Source organism: Bradyrhizobium iriomotense (assembly GCF_018129405.1).
Classification (GTDB): Bacteria; Pseudomonadota; Alphaproteobacteria; order Rhizobiales; family Xanthobacteraceae; genus Bradyrhizobium; species Bradyrhizobium iriomotense_B.
This window is the reverse complement of sequence record NZ_JAFCLP010000001.1, coordinates 592,847-608,990: the sequence shown is the minus strand read 5'-3', so window position 1 is coordinate 608,990 and position 16,144 is coordinate 592,847. Positions and strand designations below refer to the sequence as shown.

Here is a 16,144-nt window from a genome sequence, read left to right as displayed (position 1 = left end):
CCCGGTGCGCAATTGCGCACCTGAGGTCTGGTCCGTCGGACCATCCCGGAATGACGGTGTGTGCGCCTCAACAGAAATGCGCCCCCTGCGTCTCCACATAGACCGCATAGAGCGACTGGCTCGCGGTCATGAACAGGCGGTTGCGCTTCTTGCCGCCGAAGCAGACATTGGCGCAGGTCTCCGGCAGCAGGATCTGGCCGATACGTGCGCCGTCGTTCGGTGCGAACACCTGCACGCCGTCATAGCCCGGGCCGACCCAGCCCGCGCCGACCCAGATGTTGCCCTCGGTGTCGACGCGCAATCCGTCGGGGAAGCCCGACTTGCCGTCGAGCTTCATGTCGATCAGTCGCTTCGGATTTGAGAGTTTCGCCCCGTCGATGTCGTAGGACCACACCACGTTCTCGGCCTGCGGATAATGCGTGGTGCCGGTGTCGCAGACATAGAGCTTCTTGTAGTCGTGGGAGAAGGCAATGCCGTTCGGCTTGAACGGCTCGTCGGCGACCTTCGCGACCTGCCCGGTCTGGGTGTCGAGGCGATAGACCGCTTCCTTCTGATGCGGCTGCAGCGAGCCGGTATTGGCGAGCTTGCCCTCGTAGATGCTGATCGCGCCATAGCCGGGATCGGTGAACCAGATCGCCTTGTCGTTGGGGTGCACCACCATGTCGTTGGGGCCGTTGAGCGGCTTGCCGCCAGCCTGCTCGGCCAGCGTCGTCACCGCACCGTCGTGCTCGTAGCGGACGAGGCGCGTGCGCTCGGCACTGATCTGGCGTCCCTCGGTGTCGAACGAATTGCCGTTGGCCTCGTTGGACGGCTTGTGGAACTGCTCGGAGATGTGGCCGTCATCGTCGAGATAGCGCAGCTGCCGGTTGGCCGGGATGTCGCTCCAGACGAGGTATTGGCCTTGCGCATTCCACGCCGGCCCTTCCGCCCACAGGCAGCCGGTATAGAGCCGCTTGATCGCGGTGTTGCCGACCTTCGCCTTGAAGCGCTTGGGGTCGATGATGACGATGTCGGGGTCGGGATAGCGCTGCGGCTCGGCATTGGCGCCGAAGTCGCGGGCATCGGCATTGGAGGCGAGCAGGGTCGATGCGGCGAGTGTCGCTGCGCCTTGGAGCAGGGCGCGGCGGCCGAGACCGCCGCTTGCAGTCGTGTCGTCGGAGTTGGTCAGTATTCTTGTCATGGTTTCCTCCCAAAGTTTTGTTGGGAGGACACCATTCGCCTGCATTCAGGCGTAAACCGGGGCGATCTCCGATGGAGACAGCCGGAGATCGCAGGGCAGGGATGCCGGAAATGCGGCTAGACGGGATCCCAGGTGAAGATGTCGGCGGAGCGGTCCAGCTTGTAGAAAGAGCCCTTCAGCGCCGGCATGCCGTGTTCCGCGATCGATTGCGGCGTCCAGCCTTCGCTCCGCTGCACCGAGCGGATCGGCCGGTTCTGGCTGAACAGGAAGATCTCGTTCATGCGCACGCCAAAAATCTGGCCGGTGACGTCCTTGGCGGAATCGCCGAGCAGGTAGCCGCACAGCGGCGCGATCTTCTCCGGCCCCATCTGCTTGATCTTCTCGACGCGCGCCTTCTCGGCGTCGGTCTCGGTCGGGATGGTGCCGATCATGCGGGTCCAGGCGAACGGCGAGACGCAGTTGGAGCGGACGTTGAAACGGCCCATGTCGAGCGCGATCGACTTCGACAGCCCGACGATGCCGAGCTTGGCCGCGGCGTAATTGGCTTGGCCAAAGTTGCCGATCAGCCCCGAGGTCGAGGTGAAGTGCACGAAGGAGCCGCTCTCCTGCTCGCGGAAGATCCGCGCCGCGGCGTGGCTGACGTAGAACGAGCCCATCAGGTGCACCTTGATGACGGCCTCGAACGCCTCCACGCTCATCTTGTGGAAGATCATGTCGCGCAAGATGCCGGCATTGTTGACGACGCCGTCGAGCCGGCCGAAATGATCGGTTGCGGCCTTCACGATCTTGCTGGCGGGGATCGCTTCGGCCACCGACTCGAAATTGGCAACCGCGGTGCCGCCGCGCTTCTTGATCTCCTCGACCACTTCTTCCGCCGGCGCAGCGTTCGAGCCGGCGCCGTCGGCAGCCCCGCCGGGATCGTTGACGACGACCTTGGCGCCTTCGGCCGCGCACAGCAGCGCGATCTCGCGTCCGATGCCACGGCCTGCGCCGGTGACGATGATGACCTTGTCTTGCAGCGATTTGCTCATGTGGATGCCTCCTGTTGTCTCTGTCATACCGGGGCGTGCGAAGCACGAACCCGGAATCTCGAGGTTCCGGGTCTGGTCCTTCGGACCATCCCGGAACGACGAGAAATTACCTCTCGTTCGTAAACACGATCGTGCCTGATGCCGCGAACATGCCGCCGACGCCGTGGCACACCGAAATCTTCGCGTTGGGCACCTGCGCCGGTGCGATGCCGCGCATCTGGCGCACGCTCTCCTGGAGCGCGTACATGCCGTACATGCCCGAATGCATGTAGCTCAATCCGCCGCCATTGGTATTGAGCGGCAGCTTCCCGCCAGGGCGCGTGTTGCCGTCGGCGATGAACTGGCCGGTCTCCTCATAGGGCATGAAGCCGAGGTCGCCGAGGCCGAACAGCGGCAGATGCGCAAACGCATCGTAGATCATGAGATGGTCGACGTCCCCGTGCGCGATGCCGGCTTCCCTGAACGCCAGGGGCCCTGCGACCTTGAAGGCGCGGGAGGAGTTGAACGTCTCCATCTGGCTGACCATCGGCGTCTCCACGCTCTCGCCGGTGCCCATGATGTAGACGGGCTTCCTCGAAAAATCCCTGGCGCGATCGGCCGAGGTCAGGATCAGCGCGCCGCCGCCGTCGGTGACGAGGCAGCACTGCAGAAGCCGGAACGGATAGGCGATCATGCGCGAGTTGAGCACGTCAGCGACGGTGATCGGGTCCTTCATCGTCGCGCGCGGATTCTTCGCCGCCCATTCGCGCTGTATCACCGCCACCGAGGCAAGCTGCTCATGCGTGATGCCGTAGGTCTTCATGAAGCGCAGCACGGGAATCGGGAACATGCTGGGCGGGCCGTAGACGCCATAGGGCGCCTCGAACTGGCCTTGCAGGCTGTCGGCGGGGATCGAGCGCGGCAGCTTGCCGATCATCGACTTGCCGCTCTCGGCATGGGTGATCAGCACGGTCTTGCACAGGCCGGCCTCGATCGCCGCGGCGGCGTGGCGGACATGCAGCATGAACGAGCAGCCGCCGACCGAGGTGCCGTCCACCCAGGTCGGCTTGATGCCGAGATAGTGGCAGACCTGCTGCGGCGTTTCGACCGCGGTGGCAAAGCCGTCGATGTCGGACAGCTTCAGCCCCGCATCGGCAATGGCATTGAGCGCCGCATCAGCATGGAGCTGGAGCTGCGAGGCGTTGGGGATGACACCGAGCTCGGTGGTCTCGGCCGCGCCGACGACGGCAACCTGGTTCCTGCGCATGCTCTACCCCTTCGCCGGACGAAACACGGGGAGGGTGATCTTGTCGTCGAGCTCCTGGAAGGCGACCTCGAGCTTCATGTCGAGCTCGAGCGACTCCGGCGTCTGCGGGCAGTCGATGATGTTGCTCATCATCCGCGGGCCTTCGTCGAGCTCGACCACCGCGATCGCGTAAGGCGGCGTGAAGCCGGGCGCGGCCGGGCGGTGGTTGATCACGTAGCTGTAGAGAAAGCCCTTGCCGCTCGCCTTGAAGATGCTGACCTTGCGCGAGGCGCAGGATGGGCAGAACGGGCGCGGCGGGAAGTAGACATGCGCGCAGGCGTCGCAGCGCTGCAGGCGCAGTTCGCCGGCCTTGGCGCCGTCCCAGAAATGCTGGGTCTCCGGCGTCGGTTTCGGTCGCGCCCGCTGCGGTTCGGCCATGTCGGAAAACCTCCCAGAGCTTCTTCTGATAAGGAACGGGCTTTCCGCCCGCCTGTTTCGATTGTGATGCGACAATTGACCATGGCGCGTCAACGGTCCAGCAATGCGCATGCATGCCATCATGCGCACAATGCTTGTGTCGAACTGAGCCGGCGCTATAGATTGCGCGCGCCAATATTCCGTGAGACAGGACATGCCCGATTTTCCGACACTGGCGAAGCTCGCCGACGACCTCGAAAGCGGCCGCACCACCTCCCGCAAGCTGGTCGAAGCGTGCATCGCCAGGATCGCCGATCCCGCCGGCGAGGGCCAGCGCACCTTCATCCATGTCGACAAGGACGCCGCGCTGACGACCGCCGACGCCATGGATGCCCTGCGCAAGGTCAAGGCGGCGCCCTCGCCCTATGCCGGTATTCCCATCTCGATCAAGGATCTCTTCGACATCAAGGGACAGACGACGCGCGCCGGCTCCCGTGCGCTCGATGATTCCGATCCGGCGGAGCACGATGCGGCGGCGGTCGCGCGGCTGCGCAAGGCCGGTTTCGTGCTGATCGGGCGCACCAACATGACCGAGTTCGCCTATTCCGGCATCGGCATCAATCCGCATTACGGCACGCCGAAAGGCGCCTGGAACCGGGCCGAGGGCCATGTGCCCGGCGGCTCCTCCTCGGGCGCCGCGGTGTCCGTGCTCGACGGCATGGCGCATGGCGCGCTCGGGACCGACACCGGCGGCTCCTGCCGCATTCCTGCGGCCTATAACGGCATCGTCGGCTACAAGCCGACGCAGCGCCGCGTGCCGCTCGACGGCGCGGTGCCGCTGTCGTTCTCGCTCGACAGCATCGGGCCGCTGGCGCGATCGGTCAGCTGCTGTGCCATACTCGATGCCGTGCTCGCGGGCGAGCCCGTCGTCGCGCTGAAGCCGCGGCCCGTGAAGGGCATGCGGCTCGCGGTGCCGACCACGATCGCGCTCGACGATCTCGACGCGGCAGTCTCCGAGACCTTCGAGCGCGCGCTGAAGACGCTCGCCGATCACGGCGCCATCATCGAGCGGATCGAGATGTCCGAATTCCACGACATCGGCCCGATGAACGCCAAGGGCGGCTTTGCGGCGTCCGAGAGCTACGCCTGGCACCGCTATCTCATCGCGGCCAAGGGCGACGTCTACGATCCCCGCGTGTCGGTGCGTATCATGCGCGGCGAGGCGCAGAGCGCGGCCGACTACATCGACCTGCTCAACGAGCGCCGCTCGCTGATCGCCCGCGTCAATGGGCGCATCGCGCCCTATGATGCGCTGGTGCTGCCGACCACCGCCAACACGCCGCCGAAAATCGCCGACCTCGCCGACGACAAGGCGTTCACCACCCAGAACCTGCGCGCGCTGCGCAACTGCACCCTGATCAACATGATCGACGGTTGCGCCATCTCGCTGCCCGCGCATCGCGCGGGCGACGTCCCGGTCGGCCTGATGCTGGCGGGTGCGGGCGGCTCGGACCGCCGTATCTTTGAACTTGCTGCCGGCATGGAGGCCGTCATTCGTGTTTGATCTCACTTTCACCGTCGACGCCCAGGACACCACCACGCCGCTGACGCTGGCGATCGACCAGATGGTCATCGCCGGCTGGACCGGCCGCGATCCCGTTGCGCGTGACAACCACATCGCCGAGCTGCAGGAGATGGGCATCGCCCCGCCGGCCTCGACCCCGATCTATTACCGCGCCTCGGCGCGGCGGCTGACCCAGGAAGACCGTATCGAATGCACGGGCGGTGATTCCAGCGGCGAGGTCGAGTTCGTGCTGATCGGCTGGCAGGGCCGCATCTTCGTCGGCTGCGGCTCCGACCACACCGACCGCAAGGTCGAGGCCTACAACGTCACGGTGTCCAAGCAGATGTGCGACAAGCCGATCGCCTCGACGCTGTGGGAGCTCGAGGACGTGATCGGCCATTGGGACAGGATGATCCTGCGCTCCTACGCCACCATCAAGGGCGAGCGCGTGCTCTACCAGGAGGGCACGCTGGAGGCGATGCTGCCGGTCACGGACCTGATCGCGCGCGGCTTTGAGGGTGGAAAGTTCCCCGACGGCTGCGCCATGTTCGGCGGCACCTTCGCAGCCAAGGGCGGCATCCGTCCCGCGGAGCGCTTCGACTTCGAGCTTGAAGATCCCGTGTTGAAGCGCACGATCAAGCATGGATATGACGTGACGACGCTGCCGGTGCGGGGCTGAACTGTCTCCCCGCCGTCATTGCGAGCCAAGCGAAGCAATCCAGGCTGGTTCCGCGGAGGGATTCTGGATTGCTTCGTCGCAAGGGCTCCTCGCAATGACGGGGAGATAGTCGGAAATCGGGTGGCAGCAGGCGGGCCGGTCTTGCGAAGGTGGTGGCCATGACAGCAACAGCACGCAAATCGCCTCCTTCGCCCTCAGCCGACCTCGCCGCCCACGTCGATGCCCTCGACTGGCCGCAAATCACCGCCGAGCTCGACTCCCAGGGCTGCGCCGTCCTCAAAGGCCTGCTGACGCCGGATCAATGCCGCAGCATCGCCGCGCTCTATCCCGACGACACGCACTTCCGCAGCCGCATCGTCATGGGTCGCCACGGCTTTGGCCGCGGCGAGTACAAGTATTTCTCCTATCCGCTGCCCGACCTGATCGCGCAGTTGCGCCCGGCGCTCTATGCGCATCTTCAAGCCGTCGCCAATCGCTGGAACGAGGCGATGGGGATCGGCATCCGCTATCCCACAGCGCATGCGGCCTTCCTGAAGCGCTGCCACGAGGCGGGGCAGGCGCGGCCGACGCCGCTGCTGCTGCAATATGAGGCTGGCGATTACAACTGCCTGCACCAGGACCTCTATGGCGAGCACGTGTTCCCGCTCCAGGTCGCGATCCTGCTCTCCGAGCCCGGACGCGATTTCACCGGCGGCGAGTTCGTGCTGACCGAGCAGCGCCCGCGCATGCAGTCCCGCGCCGAGGTGGTGCCGCTCGCGCAGGGTGACGCCGTCGTCTTCGCTGTGCATCACCGTCCGGTGCAGGGGACACGCGGCACCTACCGCGTTAATCTCCGTCATGGCGTCAGCCGCATCAGGTCCGGCCAGCGCCACACGCTGGGTGTGATCTTCCATGATGCCAAATGAGCACTGCGATTGACGGGTGATCTGTTCGACAACGTCGCCGAGGCGCAGCCGTCACGTGAGGAGATCGCCGACGGCGCCGTACTGCTGCGCGGCTTCGTCAAGCCGGTCGAGAGCGAGCTGATCGACGCGGTACGCGCCATCGTGGCGCAATCGCCGTTCCGGCGGATGACCACGCCCGGCGGCTACCAGATGTCGGTGGCCATGACCAATTGCGGCGAGCGCGGCTGGATCACCGATCACACCGGCTATCGCTATGATCCGATCGATCCGCGCACCGGCGCGCCTTGGCCGGCGATGCCGCCGGTGTTCCGGGATCTCGCCCGCCGCGCGGCGGAGCAGGGTGGCTTCCAAAACTTCGCGCCCGATGCTTGCCTCGTCAATCGCTACGAGCCCGGCACGCGGCTGTCGCTGCATCAGGACAAGGACGAGCTGGATTATTCGGCGCCGATCGTCTCGGTCTCGCTCGGCCTGCCCGCGACCTTCCTGTTCGGCGGCCTGGCGCGCGCCGACAAGCCGCGCCGCTTCCGTCTCGTCCATGGCGACGTCGTGGTCTGGGGCGGGGCGAGCCGGCTCGCCTATCACGGCGTCGCCCCGCTCGCCGATGGCGAGCATCCGCTGCTGGGACGGAAACGGATCAACCTGACGTTTCGCAGGACGCGGTGACCTTCCTTCTCCCCTTGTGGGAGAAGGTGCCTTCCCGAAGGGAAGGCGGATGAGGGGTTTCTATCCGCGGAGACAGACCCCTCATCCGTCTCGCTGTCGCTTCGCGCCAGCGATCCACCTTCTCCCGCAAGGGGAGAAGGGAAGAAGCCGGATCGATGATGTTTTGATTACGGCTTCGGCGGATGGATGAATGCCCACGGGCTCACCTCGGAGTCCCGGGTCACCTCGACCGAGATCAGATACGGCCCGCCATGGCTAAGCGCCTTCTCCATCGCCGCCTTGAACTGATCCGGCGCGGTCACGCGCGCAGATGCGACCCCGAACGACTCCGCGAGCTTGACGAAATCCGGATTGACCAGATCGGACGCGACCACGCGGCCGTCGAAGCGTTCGCGCTGGTCGCGGCGGACATTGCCGTAGGCGTTGTTGTTGAACACCAGCGTCACCACGCCGATGTTGAACTGCACGGCGGTGGCGAGCTCCTGCACGCCGAACATGAAGCCGCCGTCGCCGGTGATCGCCACCACCGGCTTGTCGGGGTTGGCAACCTTGGCGCCCAGCGCGGTCGGAAAGCCAGAGCCGAGCGTGCCCTGATAGCCCGAGGTGATGAAGGTGCGCGGCTGGTAGATCGGAAAGCCGTACCAGGAGGCGAAGCCGACCTGCGACAACTCGTCGGTCACGATCGCATTCGCCGGCAGCACCTCGCGCAGGATGTTCAGATACGCCATCTGCGGTTGAACGCGCTGGATCTCGGCTTGTGCGCTCGCGGTCGCTTCGCGGATCGCGCCACGGCGGCCGGCGGTCTTGCTGTAACCCACCTTGCTGATGGCGGCGGCGAGATCGGCAGCCGCGGCCTTGGCGTCGGCGACGATCGCGATGTCGGAAGCGAACCGCCGCATCTCGACCGGATCGATGTCGATGCGGATGCTCTTCAGGCCAGCGGGTTGATACGGCCAGCGCGACATGGTCGGCAGCTCCAGCCGCGTGCCGATGCCGATCATGAGATCGGTGTTCGGCCACAGCTTGTAGGCGGCGGCCATGGTGAGGCCGAGCTCGTGCGCGTTGGAGACGATGCCGCGGCCGCTGCGGAAGGCGACGACGGGCGCATCGATCATCTCGGCAAGCTCGAGGATCTCCTCGCCTGCATCGATCGCGCCGCTGCCGACGAAGATCATCGGCGCCTTGCTCGCCTTGATCAGCGCAGCCGCCTGCTTGATCACATCGGGATCTGGCAGCGGCGCGGGCAGCGGCTCCAGCACCTGCGCGGCGGCGGTGTCTGCGCGCTGGGTGAAGATGTCCCAGGGCATCTCGACCGAGGCGGGGCCGGGCCGGCCGGACGTCATCTCCTGGAAGGCGCGCGCGACTGTGGTCGGCGCGTTGCCGGGCGTCTCGATGCGGTCGGCCCATTTCACATAGGTGCGCAACGTCGCGAGCTGGTCCGGCATCTCGTGCAGATGGCCGCGGCCCTTGCCCAGGAATTGCGTCGGCACCTGGCCGGTCACGCACAGCACCGGCTCGTTGCAGCCATATGCGGTCAGCAGCGCCGCGCTGGCGTTGAGCACGCCGGGGCCGGGCACCACGCTGAACACGCCGGGCCGGCCGCTGGCGCGCGCATAGCCGAACGCCATGTAGCCGCAGGCCTGCTCGTGCCGTGCGCCGATCACCTTGAGCTGCGCCTGGTGGAACGCGTCGAACAGGCCGTAGATTTGCGCGCCGGGCAGGCCGAACACGGTGTCGACGCCATGGGCGACAAGCCCGCTTACGATCGCTTCGCCGCCGGTGAGGATGGTCATTGCACTATTCCACTTCGGTTGTTGGTCAGGCTTCGTCGACGACGCCGTTGCGCAAGGAGCCGATGCCCTCGGCGGCGACCTCGATGACGTCGCCCGGCTTGAGGTAGCGCGGCGGATCGAACCGCGCACCGGCGCCGGTCGGCGTGCCCGTGACGATGACGTCGCCGGGGACGAGCGTTGCGAAGGTCGAGATATAGCTGATGAGATAGCGGAACGGAAACATCAGCCGGCTGGTGCGGTCGTCCTGCCTGAGCTCACCGTTGACATGCGTGGTGAGCCTGATGTCCGCGATCTGCGATTCCCGCGTGTAGGGCACGAGCCACGGCCCGAGACTGCCGCTGGAATCAAAATTCTTGCCCTGCGTCACATTGAATTTTGCATGGCGCAGCCAGTCGCGCACCGAGCCCTCGTTGCACAGCGTCAGCGCGGCGATGTGGTCGAGCGCGGCGCTCTCGGCAATGTGCCGGCCTTGCTTGCCGATCACCAGCACGATCTCGCCTTCATAATCGAGCTGCGCGGATGCGCGCGGGCGCACCAGCGGCGTGTCGTGACCGACGAAGGAGCGGGGCGAGCGCATGAACATGCTCGGATATTTCGGCGCGTCCTGGCCGTCCTTGTACTCGGCGTTGCGATCGGGGTAGTTGACGCCGATGCAGATGATTTTTTCCGGCGCTGGGATCGGCGGCAGCCAGGTGATGTCAGCGAGCGCGTGATCCGGCGCGCGGCCGGCGGCTTCCTCGGCGAAGCTCACCAACTTGCCGGCGGCGATCACCTCGCGCAGCGTCGGATAGTCCTTCGCGTAGCGCGCGGAGAGATCGACGATGCCGCCCTCCAGAACGGCGCCGTAGCTGATGTCACCCTTGACGGAATAGGTGGCGAGGCGAGGGAGTTTCATTAGCGACTCTTCATCTCCTGTCGTCCCGGCGAAGGCCGGGACCCATACCGCGTGATCTCTCGATAAGGCGCGATGATAATCCCGAACGACTGGTCATCGCCAAACTTCTTCCTGTGGTTATGGGTCCCGGCCCCCGTGCGCAATTGCGCACTAGGCCGGGACGACGGGGAGAGAGTTTGGCCGGCAGCCAACATCAATCCGCCACCAGCACGTCGGCCACGAATTTCGGCTCGCGCACCGCCTGACCCGTGAACGGCGAGCCCTGCTCGAACCAGGAGCGCGGCGCGGGTGCGCCCCACAGCGTCTGGCGGCGCGGATCGCGCAGCGACCAGCGCAGCGGTTCGTGGTCGTGATCACCTGTAAAATAATCGCTGGTGTAGAGCTCCAGCCGATGTCCATCGGGATCGCGCACATAGAGGAAGAAGGCGTTCGAGATGCCGTGGCGTCCCGGGCCGCGCTCGATGTTCTTCACAAAACCCTGCGAGGCCATGACGTCGCAGAGATGGATGATGTTCATAGCCGTCGGCGTCCAATATGCGAAATGGTGCAGGCGAGGGCCCTTGCCGTTGGTGATCGCGAAATCGTGGACGTTGCCCTTACGATGCATCCAGGCCGCGGCGATGCGTCCGCTCGGTCCGTCCTCCTCGGCATATTCGGTGAGGCGGAAGCCGAGCTTTGCATAGAAATCGACGGTGTCCTGCACCTCGGCGGCGAAAACGTTGAAATGGTCGAGCCGCTGCGGGTGGCAGCCCCGGTAGAGATCGTAGCGGCGGAGCAGATGCGGTCGCTTGTCCATCGACGCATAGAGCTCGATCTGGAAGCCGAAGGGATCGGTGAACTGAAGCGTGCGGCCCTGGAAGGCCTGGTTCACGAAGGCGTAGGCGAGGCCGTTCTCGGAGAGGAACGCGGCGGCCTTGTCGAGATCCTTGTCGTTACCGACCTTGAAGCCGAGCCGGGCGCACGCCGGCACGGCTGACTTGCGCAGCACCAGCGAGTGATGCTGATGCTCTTCGGCGGCACGCAAATAAACGACCTTTTCGTCGGAATCCTCGACATGCAGGCCGACGGTGGTCTCGTAGAACTCGCGGCTCAGCTTCAGATCGGTGACGTCGAGCACGACGTGGCTGGAGCGGATGATGTTGAACGGCGGCTCGAAGACGTGTTGCGGTACCGGCATTGGCGTTTCCCCTCTCGTTCTTGTCATTCCGGGGCGGCTCGAAGAGCCGAACCCGGAATCTCGAGGTTCCGGGTTCTCCGGGCCGCGCTTGCGGTCCCGTCGCCCCGGAACGACGGCGGTGCTAAATTCCCAGCTTCTGAATCTTGTGCGTGCCCCGCGCCAGCGAGACGTGCTTGGTTTCCATGTAGAAGTCGAACGAGTAGTCGCCGCCGTCGCGGCCGATGCCCGAGGCCTTCATGCCACCGAACGGCGTCGGCAGATGACGGACATTCTCCGAGTTCAGCCAGATCATGCCGGCCTCCAGCGCGTCGGCGACGCGCAAGCTCCGGCCGACGTCGTTGGTCCAGACATAGCCGGTGAGGCCATAGCGGATGTCGTTGGCGATCTCGATCGCGTCCTTTTCGTCCTTGAAGGGCAGCACGGTCAGGAACGGCCCGAACACCTCCTCCTGCGCCACGCGCATCTTGCCGTGCGCGCCGGTCACCAAGGTCGGCTCGACATAATGTCCGCCGCCAGGGCCGTCATAGGCTTTGCCGCCGACCGCGATCACAGCGCCGTCCTGCCGCGCGACGTCGAAATAGGAGCAGACCTTTGTGAGGTGCCGCTCGTGGATCAGCGGCCCGATCTCGGTGGCGGGATCGAGGGGATGGCCGACCTTCAGCGCCTTCACGCGCGCGGTCAGCTTTTCCACGAATTTTTCCGCGATGCTCTGTTGGATCAGCAGGCGGCTGGACGAGGTACAGCGCTCGCCGTTGAGCGAGTAGATCATGAACACGACGGCATCGAGTGCACGGTCGAGATCGGCATCGTCGAATACGATCACGGGGTTCTTGCCGCCGAGCTCGAAATGCACGCGCTTCAGCGTGGGCGCACCCTGGACCATGATCGCCGAGCCCGTCGCGCTCTCGCCGACGAAGCCGATCGCCTTGATGGCGGGATGCTCGGTCAAAGCCTTGCCGGCCTCTTCGCCAAAGCCGTGCACGGTGTTGAGCACGCCGTCGGGCACGCCGGCTTCCTTGACCAGCTTCGCCAGAATGGACGCCGTCACCGGCGACCATTCGGCCGGCTTGTGCACGACGGTGCAGCCGGCGGCCAGCGCCGGAGCGATCTTCCAGGTCGAGAGCATGAACGGCGTGTTCCACGGCGTGATCACGCCGACCGGGCCGATCGGCACGCGCGTCGAGATGTTCCAGTGCTCGTCGCTCGGCGTGTTGAGGCCGTCGCGCGCCTCAGCGCATTTGTCGGCGAAGAAGCGAAAATTCTCGGCGGCGCGGATCGCGGCCTTGGCCATGAAGCGATAGGCTTGTCCCGTGTCGATGCATTCGAGCACGGCGATGTCGTCGGCATTGTCCTCGATGGCATCCGCGACCCGATGCAGCAGCTTGCGCCGCATCGCCGGCCCCATGTCGCGCCAGGACTTGAACGCGAGCGCAGCGGCCGTTGCCGCGCGATCGATATCCTCCGCATTGCCGCGCGCGACGCTGGCGAGCACCGCGCCATCGACGGGCGACTTGGTCTCGAACGTCTCGCCTGAGATCGACGCAACGATCTTCCCGTCGATCATGTGGCCGATGCCGTCGGCACGCAGCGTCTTCAGCAGCGGCGCGACGCGGTCGCGGTTGGCCTGGAACACATCGGCTTTCGGGGTGGGCTTATCCATGGGCAGCCTCCACTTTCAGGGCGTCGTGGATGTTGTTGCGCTTCCAGCTGGTGTCCTTGTCGTTGATCTGCATGTCGAACGACAAAGCGAACTTGCTGGCGGCGAAGACGGGATCAAGATGCTTTGAGAGCGCCTGGAAGACGTGCTCGCCGGCCTTTTGGCGGGTCGGAAGGTCGCGGCCTTCACCGATGCGCAGCACCATGTCGAGAAAACCGTAATCCTGCCGCGCGTCCGCGATCGCATAATGCTCGCAGCGGATGGCGCGGACGCGGATGCCGCCGAGCGGGAAGATGCCGGTCTCCACCGCCGCCTTGCGCACGACCTCGCACACGGTGTCAATGTTGAGGCGGCCATCGAGATTGGCCGAATATTCGATGGTGAAATGCGGCATCGCGGTTTCACTCCCTGTCTTCTTGTTCGCCTAAGCGAAGTAGCAGCTCACCGAGCCGTAGGCGCCATAATCGGCCTGAATTGTGTCGCCCTTGCGGGTCTCGATCGGACGGATGAAGGAGCCGGCGAGCACGACCTGACCCGGCTCCAGCGCCAGCCCAAGCGGCGCGATCTTGTTGGCAAGCCAGGCCACGGCTGTCGCAGGATGATTGAGCACGCCGGCGGCAAGGCCGGTCTCTTCCAGCTGGCCGTTCTTGAAACACAGCGCGCCGATCCAGCGCAGGTCGGCGTCGAGCGGGCGGATCGGCCGTCCGCCGAGCACGATGCCGGCATTGGCCGCATTGTCGGCGATGGTGTCAAAGATTTTCCGCGTGGCCTTCGTCCTGGGATCGACGCGCTCGATTCGCGTGTCCAAAATCTCCAGCGCAGGCACCACGAAGTCGGTGGCGTTGAGCACGTCGAACATCGTGCAGTCGGGGCCAGCGAGCTGCTTGCTCATGACGAAGGCGAGCTCGGCCTCCACACGCGTCGCGATGAAGCGCTCGGTCGGGACCAGACCGCCATCGGCGAAGAACATGTCGTCGAGCAGCACGCCGGAATCCGGCTCGTCGATGTTGAGCGCGCTCTGCATCGCTTTGGAGGTCAGCCCGATCTTGTGGCCCTTGACGATGCGCCCCTCCGCGATCTTGACGTCGACCCAGGCCTTCTGAATCGCGTAGGCATCAGCGATGCTGATGTCGGGGAAATCCTGCGAGAGCTGGCGGATCTGCGTGCGGGTCTTCTCCGCCTGGTGCAGACGCCGCGCGCAAGCCTGGATATCGTCGTTGGAAAGCGCCATTCGTGAATTTACAAATCGTGGTGCCCGGAGATACTTAACATGTTAAGTGAATGCGTCAAACAGAATCTGAGTTTGCTGCACTGCAAACGTTTTGCGGTCTGAAAGGGCGCCATGAGCAAGAGACCGGCTGACCCCGCCAACGGAAGCGCGCCTGCCGCGCGGCAAGTGCCGATGCGCGACTTCTCGCGCTCGCTGCCGATGTCACTGCTCAGGGCGCGCGAGGCGGTGATGCGACAGTTCCGCCCCTCGCTGCGCGAGCACGGCCTGACCGAGCAGCAATGGCGCATCCTGCGCGCGCTCGCCTCCATCGAGGCCGCCGAGGTCACGGAACTCGCGCGCACCGCGTTCCTGCTCGGGCCGAGCCTCTCGCGCATCCTGCGCGATCTCGAGGCGCGCAACCTGATCGAGCGCAAGACGGCCAAGGCGGACCAGCGCCGCAGCATGGTCTCGATCTCGAAGGAGGGCGTGAAGCTGATGGCCTCCGTGGCGCCGACCTCGGAGGCGATCTACGCCGAGATCACCAGCCGCTTCGGCGCCCGCAAGCTCGCTGAATTGCAGGAGATGCTCGGCGAGCTCGAACAGAGTCTTGCTGGCCTCGGCGCCGGCAATGAGGCAAGTGCCGAGGAGTGACAGCAGATATGCGCTCCCGCGCGGCAACTGTCATGGACATGGCCGCGTTTTTTCGCTCAAAGTGCCGCCCAAGCCGATCGCTCGAAAGTCGGCGCCGGGACGGACGACGCCCCCCTGCCGGATGACATCTTGCGTCGTCGCGAGCGTAGCGCGGGGATCGACTTCGCGGTAATAACGGCATCGCCTTGTCGCGGCGCTCGTCATGGTGACGACGGACCAAACAACAAAGAAGGAAGGCAACGTGACGAACAAAGTCAAAGAGATCTGGAAGTCGGGCAAGGCCGTGGTCAACGCGTGGCTGGCAATTCCCTCCGGCTTCTCGGCCGAGATGGTCGCGCAATGCGGCTTCGACAGCGTCACGGTCGACATGCAGCATGGCGTGCAGGACTATCTCTCGATGGTTCAGTGCTTCCAGGCGATGGACAAGCACCCGGTGACCCCGATGGTGCGCGTGCCCTGGAACGAGCCCGGCATCATCGGCAAGGTGCTCGATGGCGGCGCCTATGGCGTGATCTGCCCGATGGTCAACACGCCGCAGGAAGCCCGGAACCTCGTCTCCTATTCCAAATATCCGCCGAAGGGCGTGCGCTCCAACGGCCCGATCCGCGCCGGCATGTACGGCACCGCCGGCTCCTACCAGAAGACGGCCAACGACGAGATCGTGCTGCTGCCGATGATGGAGACCAGGACCGCGGTCGAGAACATGGAAGCGATCCTCGATGTCGAAGGCATTGACGGCGTCTATATCGGGCCGTCCGATCTCGGCTTCTCCTACGGCCTCGAGCCCAAGCTCGACCGCAGCGAGCCCGAGATCCTCGCGATCTACGAGAAGATCATCAAGGAATGCGGCAAGCGCGGCCTCAACCCCGGCATCCATTGCAGCGGCGCGGAAGGCGCCGCGCGCGCCATCAACATGGGCTTCAAGCTGGTGACGCTCTCGAACGAGGTCGGCCTGATGACCACCTATGCCAAGATGCAGGTCAACGCGACCCGCAAGGATTCGGCCGGCAAGGCCTGAGAACCCCGCGAATGGCGAATGGGGAGTAGCGAATGGCGCTGCTCCCCTTTTCCATTCGCCACTCGCTACTCACTACTCG

At 65.2% G+C, this 16,144-nt stretch carries 16 protein-coding genes; 6 read left to right on the top strand and 10 right to left on the bottom strand.

Going from position 1 to position 16,144, the window contains the following annotated elements:
* Positions 1 to 67: 67 nt before the first annotated feature.
* The 4 genes from JQ592_RS02550 to JQ592_RS02535 all read right to left on the bottom strand — a co-directional run bounded on the left by JQ592_RS02550 (position 68) and on the right by JQ592_RS02535 (position 3,874).
* The gene (locus tag JQ592_RS02550) at positions 68 to 1,180 is read right to left on the bottom strand and encodes an SMP-30/gluconolactonase/LRE family protein (protein WP_211401337.1); all 1,113 of its coding nucleotides are present in this window, start codon (positions 1,178 to 1,180) and stop codon (positions 68 to 70) included.
* 116 nt (positions 1,181 to 1,296) lie between these two features.
* Positions 1,297 to 2,211, bottom strand: coding sequence for an SDR family NAD(P)-dependent oxidoreductase (locus tag JQ592_RS02545; protein WP_211401336.1), 915 nt, complete (start codon positions 2,209 to 2,211; stop codon positions 1,297 to 1,299).
* A 106-nt stretch (positions 2,212 to 2,317) separates the two neighbouring features.
* Positions 2,318 to 3,457, bottom strand: a complete 1,140-nt coding sequence (locus JQ592_RS02540; RefSeq protein ID WP_211401335.1) for a thiolase C-terminal domain-containing protein — start codon at positions 3,455 to 3,457, stop codon at positions 2,318 to 2,320.
* Positions 3,458 to 3,460: 3 nt separating this feature from the next.
* On the bottom strand, positions 3,461 to 3,874 hold the full coding sequence (locus tag JQ592_RS02535) for a Zn-ribbon domain-containing OB-fold protein (protein ID WP_211401334.1): 414 nt from the start codon (positions 3,872 to 3,874) through the stop codon (positions 3,461 to 3,463).
* Positions 3,875 to 4,067: 193 nt separating this feature from the next.
* On the opposite strand from JQ592_RS02535, the gene JQ592_RS02530 reads away from it, so the two are divergent.
* The 4 genes from JQ592_RS02530 to alkB all read left to right on the top strand — a co-directional run bounded on the left by JQ592_RS02530 (position 4,068) and on the right by alkB (position 7,664).
* Positions 4,068 to 5,417 carry an amidase gene (locus tag JQ592_RS02530; protein WP_211401333.1) on the top strand — a complete coding sequence of 450 codons (1,350 nt, stop codon included), beginning with the start codon at positions 4,068 to 4,070 and terminating at the stop codon, positions 5,415 to 5,417.
* Entirely contained in the window at positions 5,410 to 6,096 is a 687-nt protein-coding gene (locus JQ592_RS02525) for a DUF2848 domain-containing protein (RefSeq protein ID WP_211401332.1), read from the top strand. The genes JQ592_RS02530 and JQ592_RS02525 overlap by 8 nt, the downstream gene beginning before the upstream one ends.
* 158 nt (positions 6,097 to 6,254) lie before the next feature.
* On the top strand, positions 6,255 to 7,001 hold the full coding sequence (locus JQ592_RS02520; RefSeq protein ID WP_211401331.1) for a 2OG-Fe(II) oxygenase: 747 nt from the start codon (positions 6,255 to 6,257) through the stop codon (positions 6,999 to 7,001).
* Positions 7,002 to 7,010: 9 nt separating this feature from the next.
* Positions 7,011 to 7,664, top strand: a complete 654-nt coding sequence (gene alkB, locus JQ592_RS02515; protein ID WP_211401330.1) for a DNA oxidative demethylase AlkB — start codon at positions 7,011 to 7,013, stop codon at positions 7,662 to 7,664.
* A 167-nt stretch (positions 7,665 to 7,831) separates the two neighbouring features.
* Here alkB and JQ592_RS02510 read toward each other — a convergent pair whose 3' ends face one another.
* The 6 genes from JQ592_RS02510 to hpaH all read right to left on the bottom strand — a co-directional run bounded on the left by JQ592_RS02510 (position 7,832) and on the right by hpaH (position 14,417).
* Positions 7,832 to 9,457 carry a thiamine pyrophosphate-dependent enzyme gene (locus tag JQ592_RS02510; RefSeq protein WP_211401329.1) on the bottom strand — a complete coding sequence of 542 codons (1,626 nt, stop codon included), beginning with the start codon at positions 9,455 to 9,457 and terminating at the stop codon, positions 7,832 to 7,834.
* A 25-nt stretch (positions 9,458 to 9,482) separates the two neighbouring features.
* The gene (locus JQ592_RS02505) at positions 9,483 to 10,352 is read right to left on the bottom strand and encodes a fumarylacetoacetate hydrolase family protein (protein WP_211401328.1); all 870 of its coding nucleotides are present in this window, start codon (positions 10,350 to 10,352) and stop codon (positions 9,483 to 9,485) included.
* A 193-nt stretch (positions 10,353 to 10,545) separates the two neighbouring features.
* Positions 10,546 to 11,529 carry a 3,4-dihydroxyphenylacetate 2,3-dioxygenase gene (gene hpaD / locus JQ592_RS02500; RefSeq protein WP_211401327.1) on the bottom strand — a complete coding sequence of 328 codons (984 nt, stop codon included), beginning with the start codon at positions 11,527 to 11,529 and terminating at the stop codon, positions 10,546 to 10,548.
* A 121-nt stretch (positions 11,530 to 11,650) separates the two neighbouring features.
* Positions 11,651 to 13,189, bottom strand: coding sequence for a 5-carboxymethyl-2-hydroxymuconate semialdehyde dehydrogenase (gene hpaE, locus JQ592_RS02495; protein WP_211401326.1), 1,539 nt, complete (start codon positions 13,187 to 13,189; stop codon positions 11,651 to 11,653).
* Positions 13,182 to 13,580 (bottom strand): 5-carboxymethyl-2-hydroxymuconate Delta-isomerase, encoded by a 399-nt coding sequence (locus tag JQ592_RS02490; protein ID WP_211401325.1) that lies wholly within the window; start codon positions 13,578 to 13,580, stop codon positions 13,182 to 13,184. The genes hpaE and JQ592_RS02490 overlap by 8 nt, the downstream gene beginning before the upstream one ends.
* A gap of 30 nt (positions 13,581 to 13,610) precedes the next feature.
* Positions 13,611 to 14,417 carry a 2-oxo-hept-4-ene-1,7-dioate hydratase gene (gene hpaH, locus JQ592_RS02485; RefSeq protein WP_211401324.1) on the bottom strand — a complete coding sequence of 269 codons (807 nt, stop codon included), beginning with the start codon at positions 14,415 to 14,417 and terminating at the stop codon, positions 13,611 to 13,613.
* A 111-nt stretch (positions 14,418 to 14,528) separates the two neighbouring features.
* Here hpaH and hpaR point away from each other — a divergent pair, with 111 nt between their 5' ends.
* Together hpaR and JQ592_RS02475 are read left to right on the top strand one after the other, a co-directional pair.
* Positions 14,529 to 15,047, top strand: a complete 519-nt coding sequence (gene hpaR / locus JQ592_RS02480) for a homoprotocatechuate degradation operon regulator HpaR (RefSeq protein WP_211401323.1) — start codon at positions 14,529 to 14,531, stop codon at positions 15,045 to 15,047.
* A 241-nt stretch (positions 15,048 to 15,288) separates the two neighbouring features.
* Complete coding sequence (locus JQ592_RS02475) at positions 15,289 to 16,065, top strand: HpcH/HpaI aldolase family protein (RefSeq protein ID WP_211401322.1); 777 nt, start codon at positions 15,289 to 15,291, stop codon at positions 16,063 to 16,065.
* Positions 16,066 to 16,144 lie beyond the last annotated feature (79 nt).

Excerpts from the sequence above, each read along its gene's own strand:
- JQ592_RS02550 (WP_211401337.1), bottom strand. The coding sequence starts at position 1,180 with ATGACAAGAATACTGACCAACTCCGACGACACGACTGCAAGCGGCGGT.
- JQ592_RS02545 (WP_211401336.1), bottom strand. The coding sequence starts at position 2,211 with ATGAGCAAATCGCTGCAAGACAAGGTCATCATCGTCACCGGCGCAGGC.
- JQ592_RS02540 (WP_211401335.1), bottom strand. The coding sequence starts at position 3,457 with ATGCGCAGGAACCAGGTTGCCGTCGTCGGCGCGGCCGAGACCACCGAG.
- JQ592_RS02535 (WP_211401334.1), bottom strand. The coding sequence starts at position 3,874 with ATGGCCGAACCGCAGCGGGCGCGACCGAAACCGACGCCGGAGACCCAG.
- JQ592_RS02530 (WP_211401333.1), top strand. The coding sequence starts at position 4,068 with ATGCCCGATTTTCCGACACTGGCGAAGCTCGCCGACGACCTCGAAAGC.
- JQ592_RS02520 (WP_211401331.1), top strand. The coding sequence starts at position 6,255 with ATGACAGCAACAGCACGCAAATCGCCTCCTTCGCCCTCAGCCGACCTC.
- JQ592_RS02510 (WP_211401329.1), bottom strand. The coding sequence starts at position 9,457 with ATGACCATCCTCACCGGCGGCGAAGCGATCGTAAGCGGGCTTGTCGCC.
- JQ592_RS02505 (WP_211401328.1), bottom strand. The coding sequence starts at position 10,352 with ATGAAACTCCCTCGCCTCGCCACCTATTCCGTCAAGGGTGACATCAGC.
- hpaD (WP_211401327.1), bottom strand. The coding sequence starts at position 11,529 with ATGCCGGTACCGCAACACGTCTTCGAGCCGCCGTTCAACATCATCCGC.
- hpaE (WP_211401326.1), bottom strand. The coding sequence starts at position 13,189 with ATGGATAAGCCCACCCCGAAAGCCGATGTGTTCCAGGCCAACCGCGAC.
- JQ592_RS02490 (WP_211401325.1), bottom strand. The coding sequence starts at position 13,580 with ATGCCGCATTTCACCATCGAATATTCGGCCAATCTCGATGGCCGCCTC.
- hpaH (WP_211401324.1), bottom strand. The coding sequence starts at position 14,417 with ATGGCGCTTTCCAACGACGATATCCAGGCTTGCGCGCGGCGTCTGCAC.
- hpaR (WP_211401323.1), top strand. The coding sequence starts at position 14,529 with ATGAGCAAGAGACCGGCTGACCCCGCCAACGGAAGCGCGCCTGCCGCG.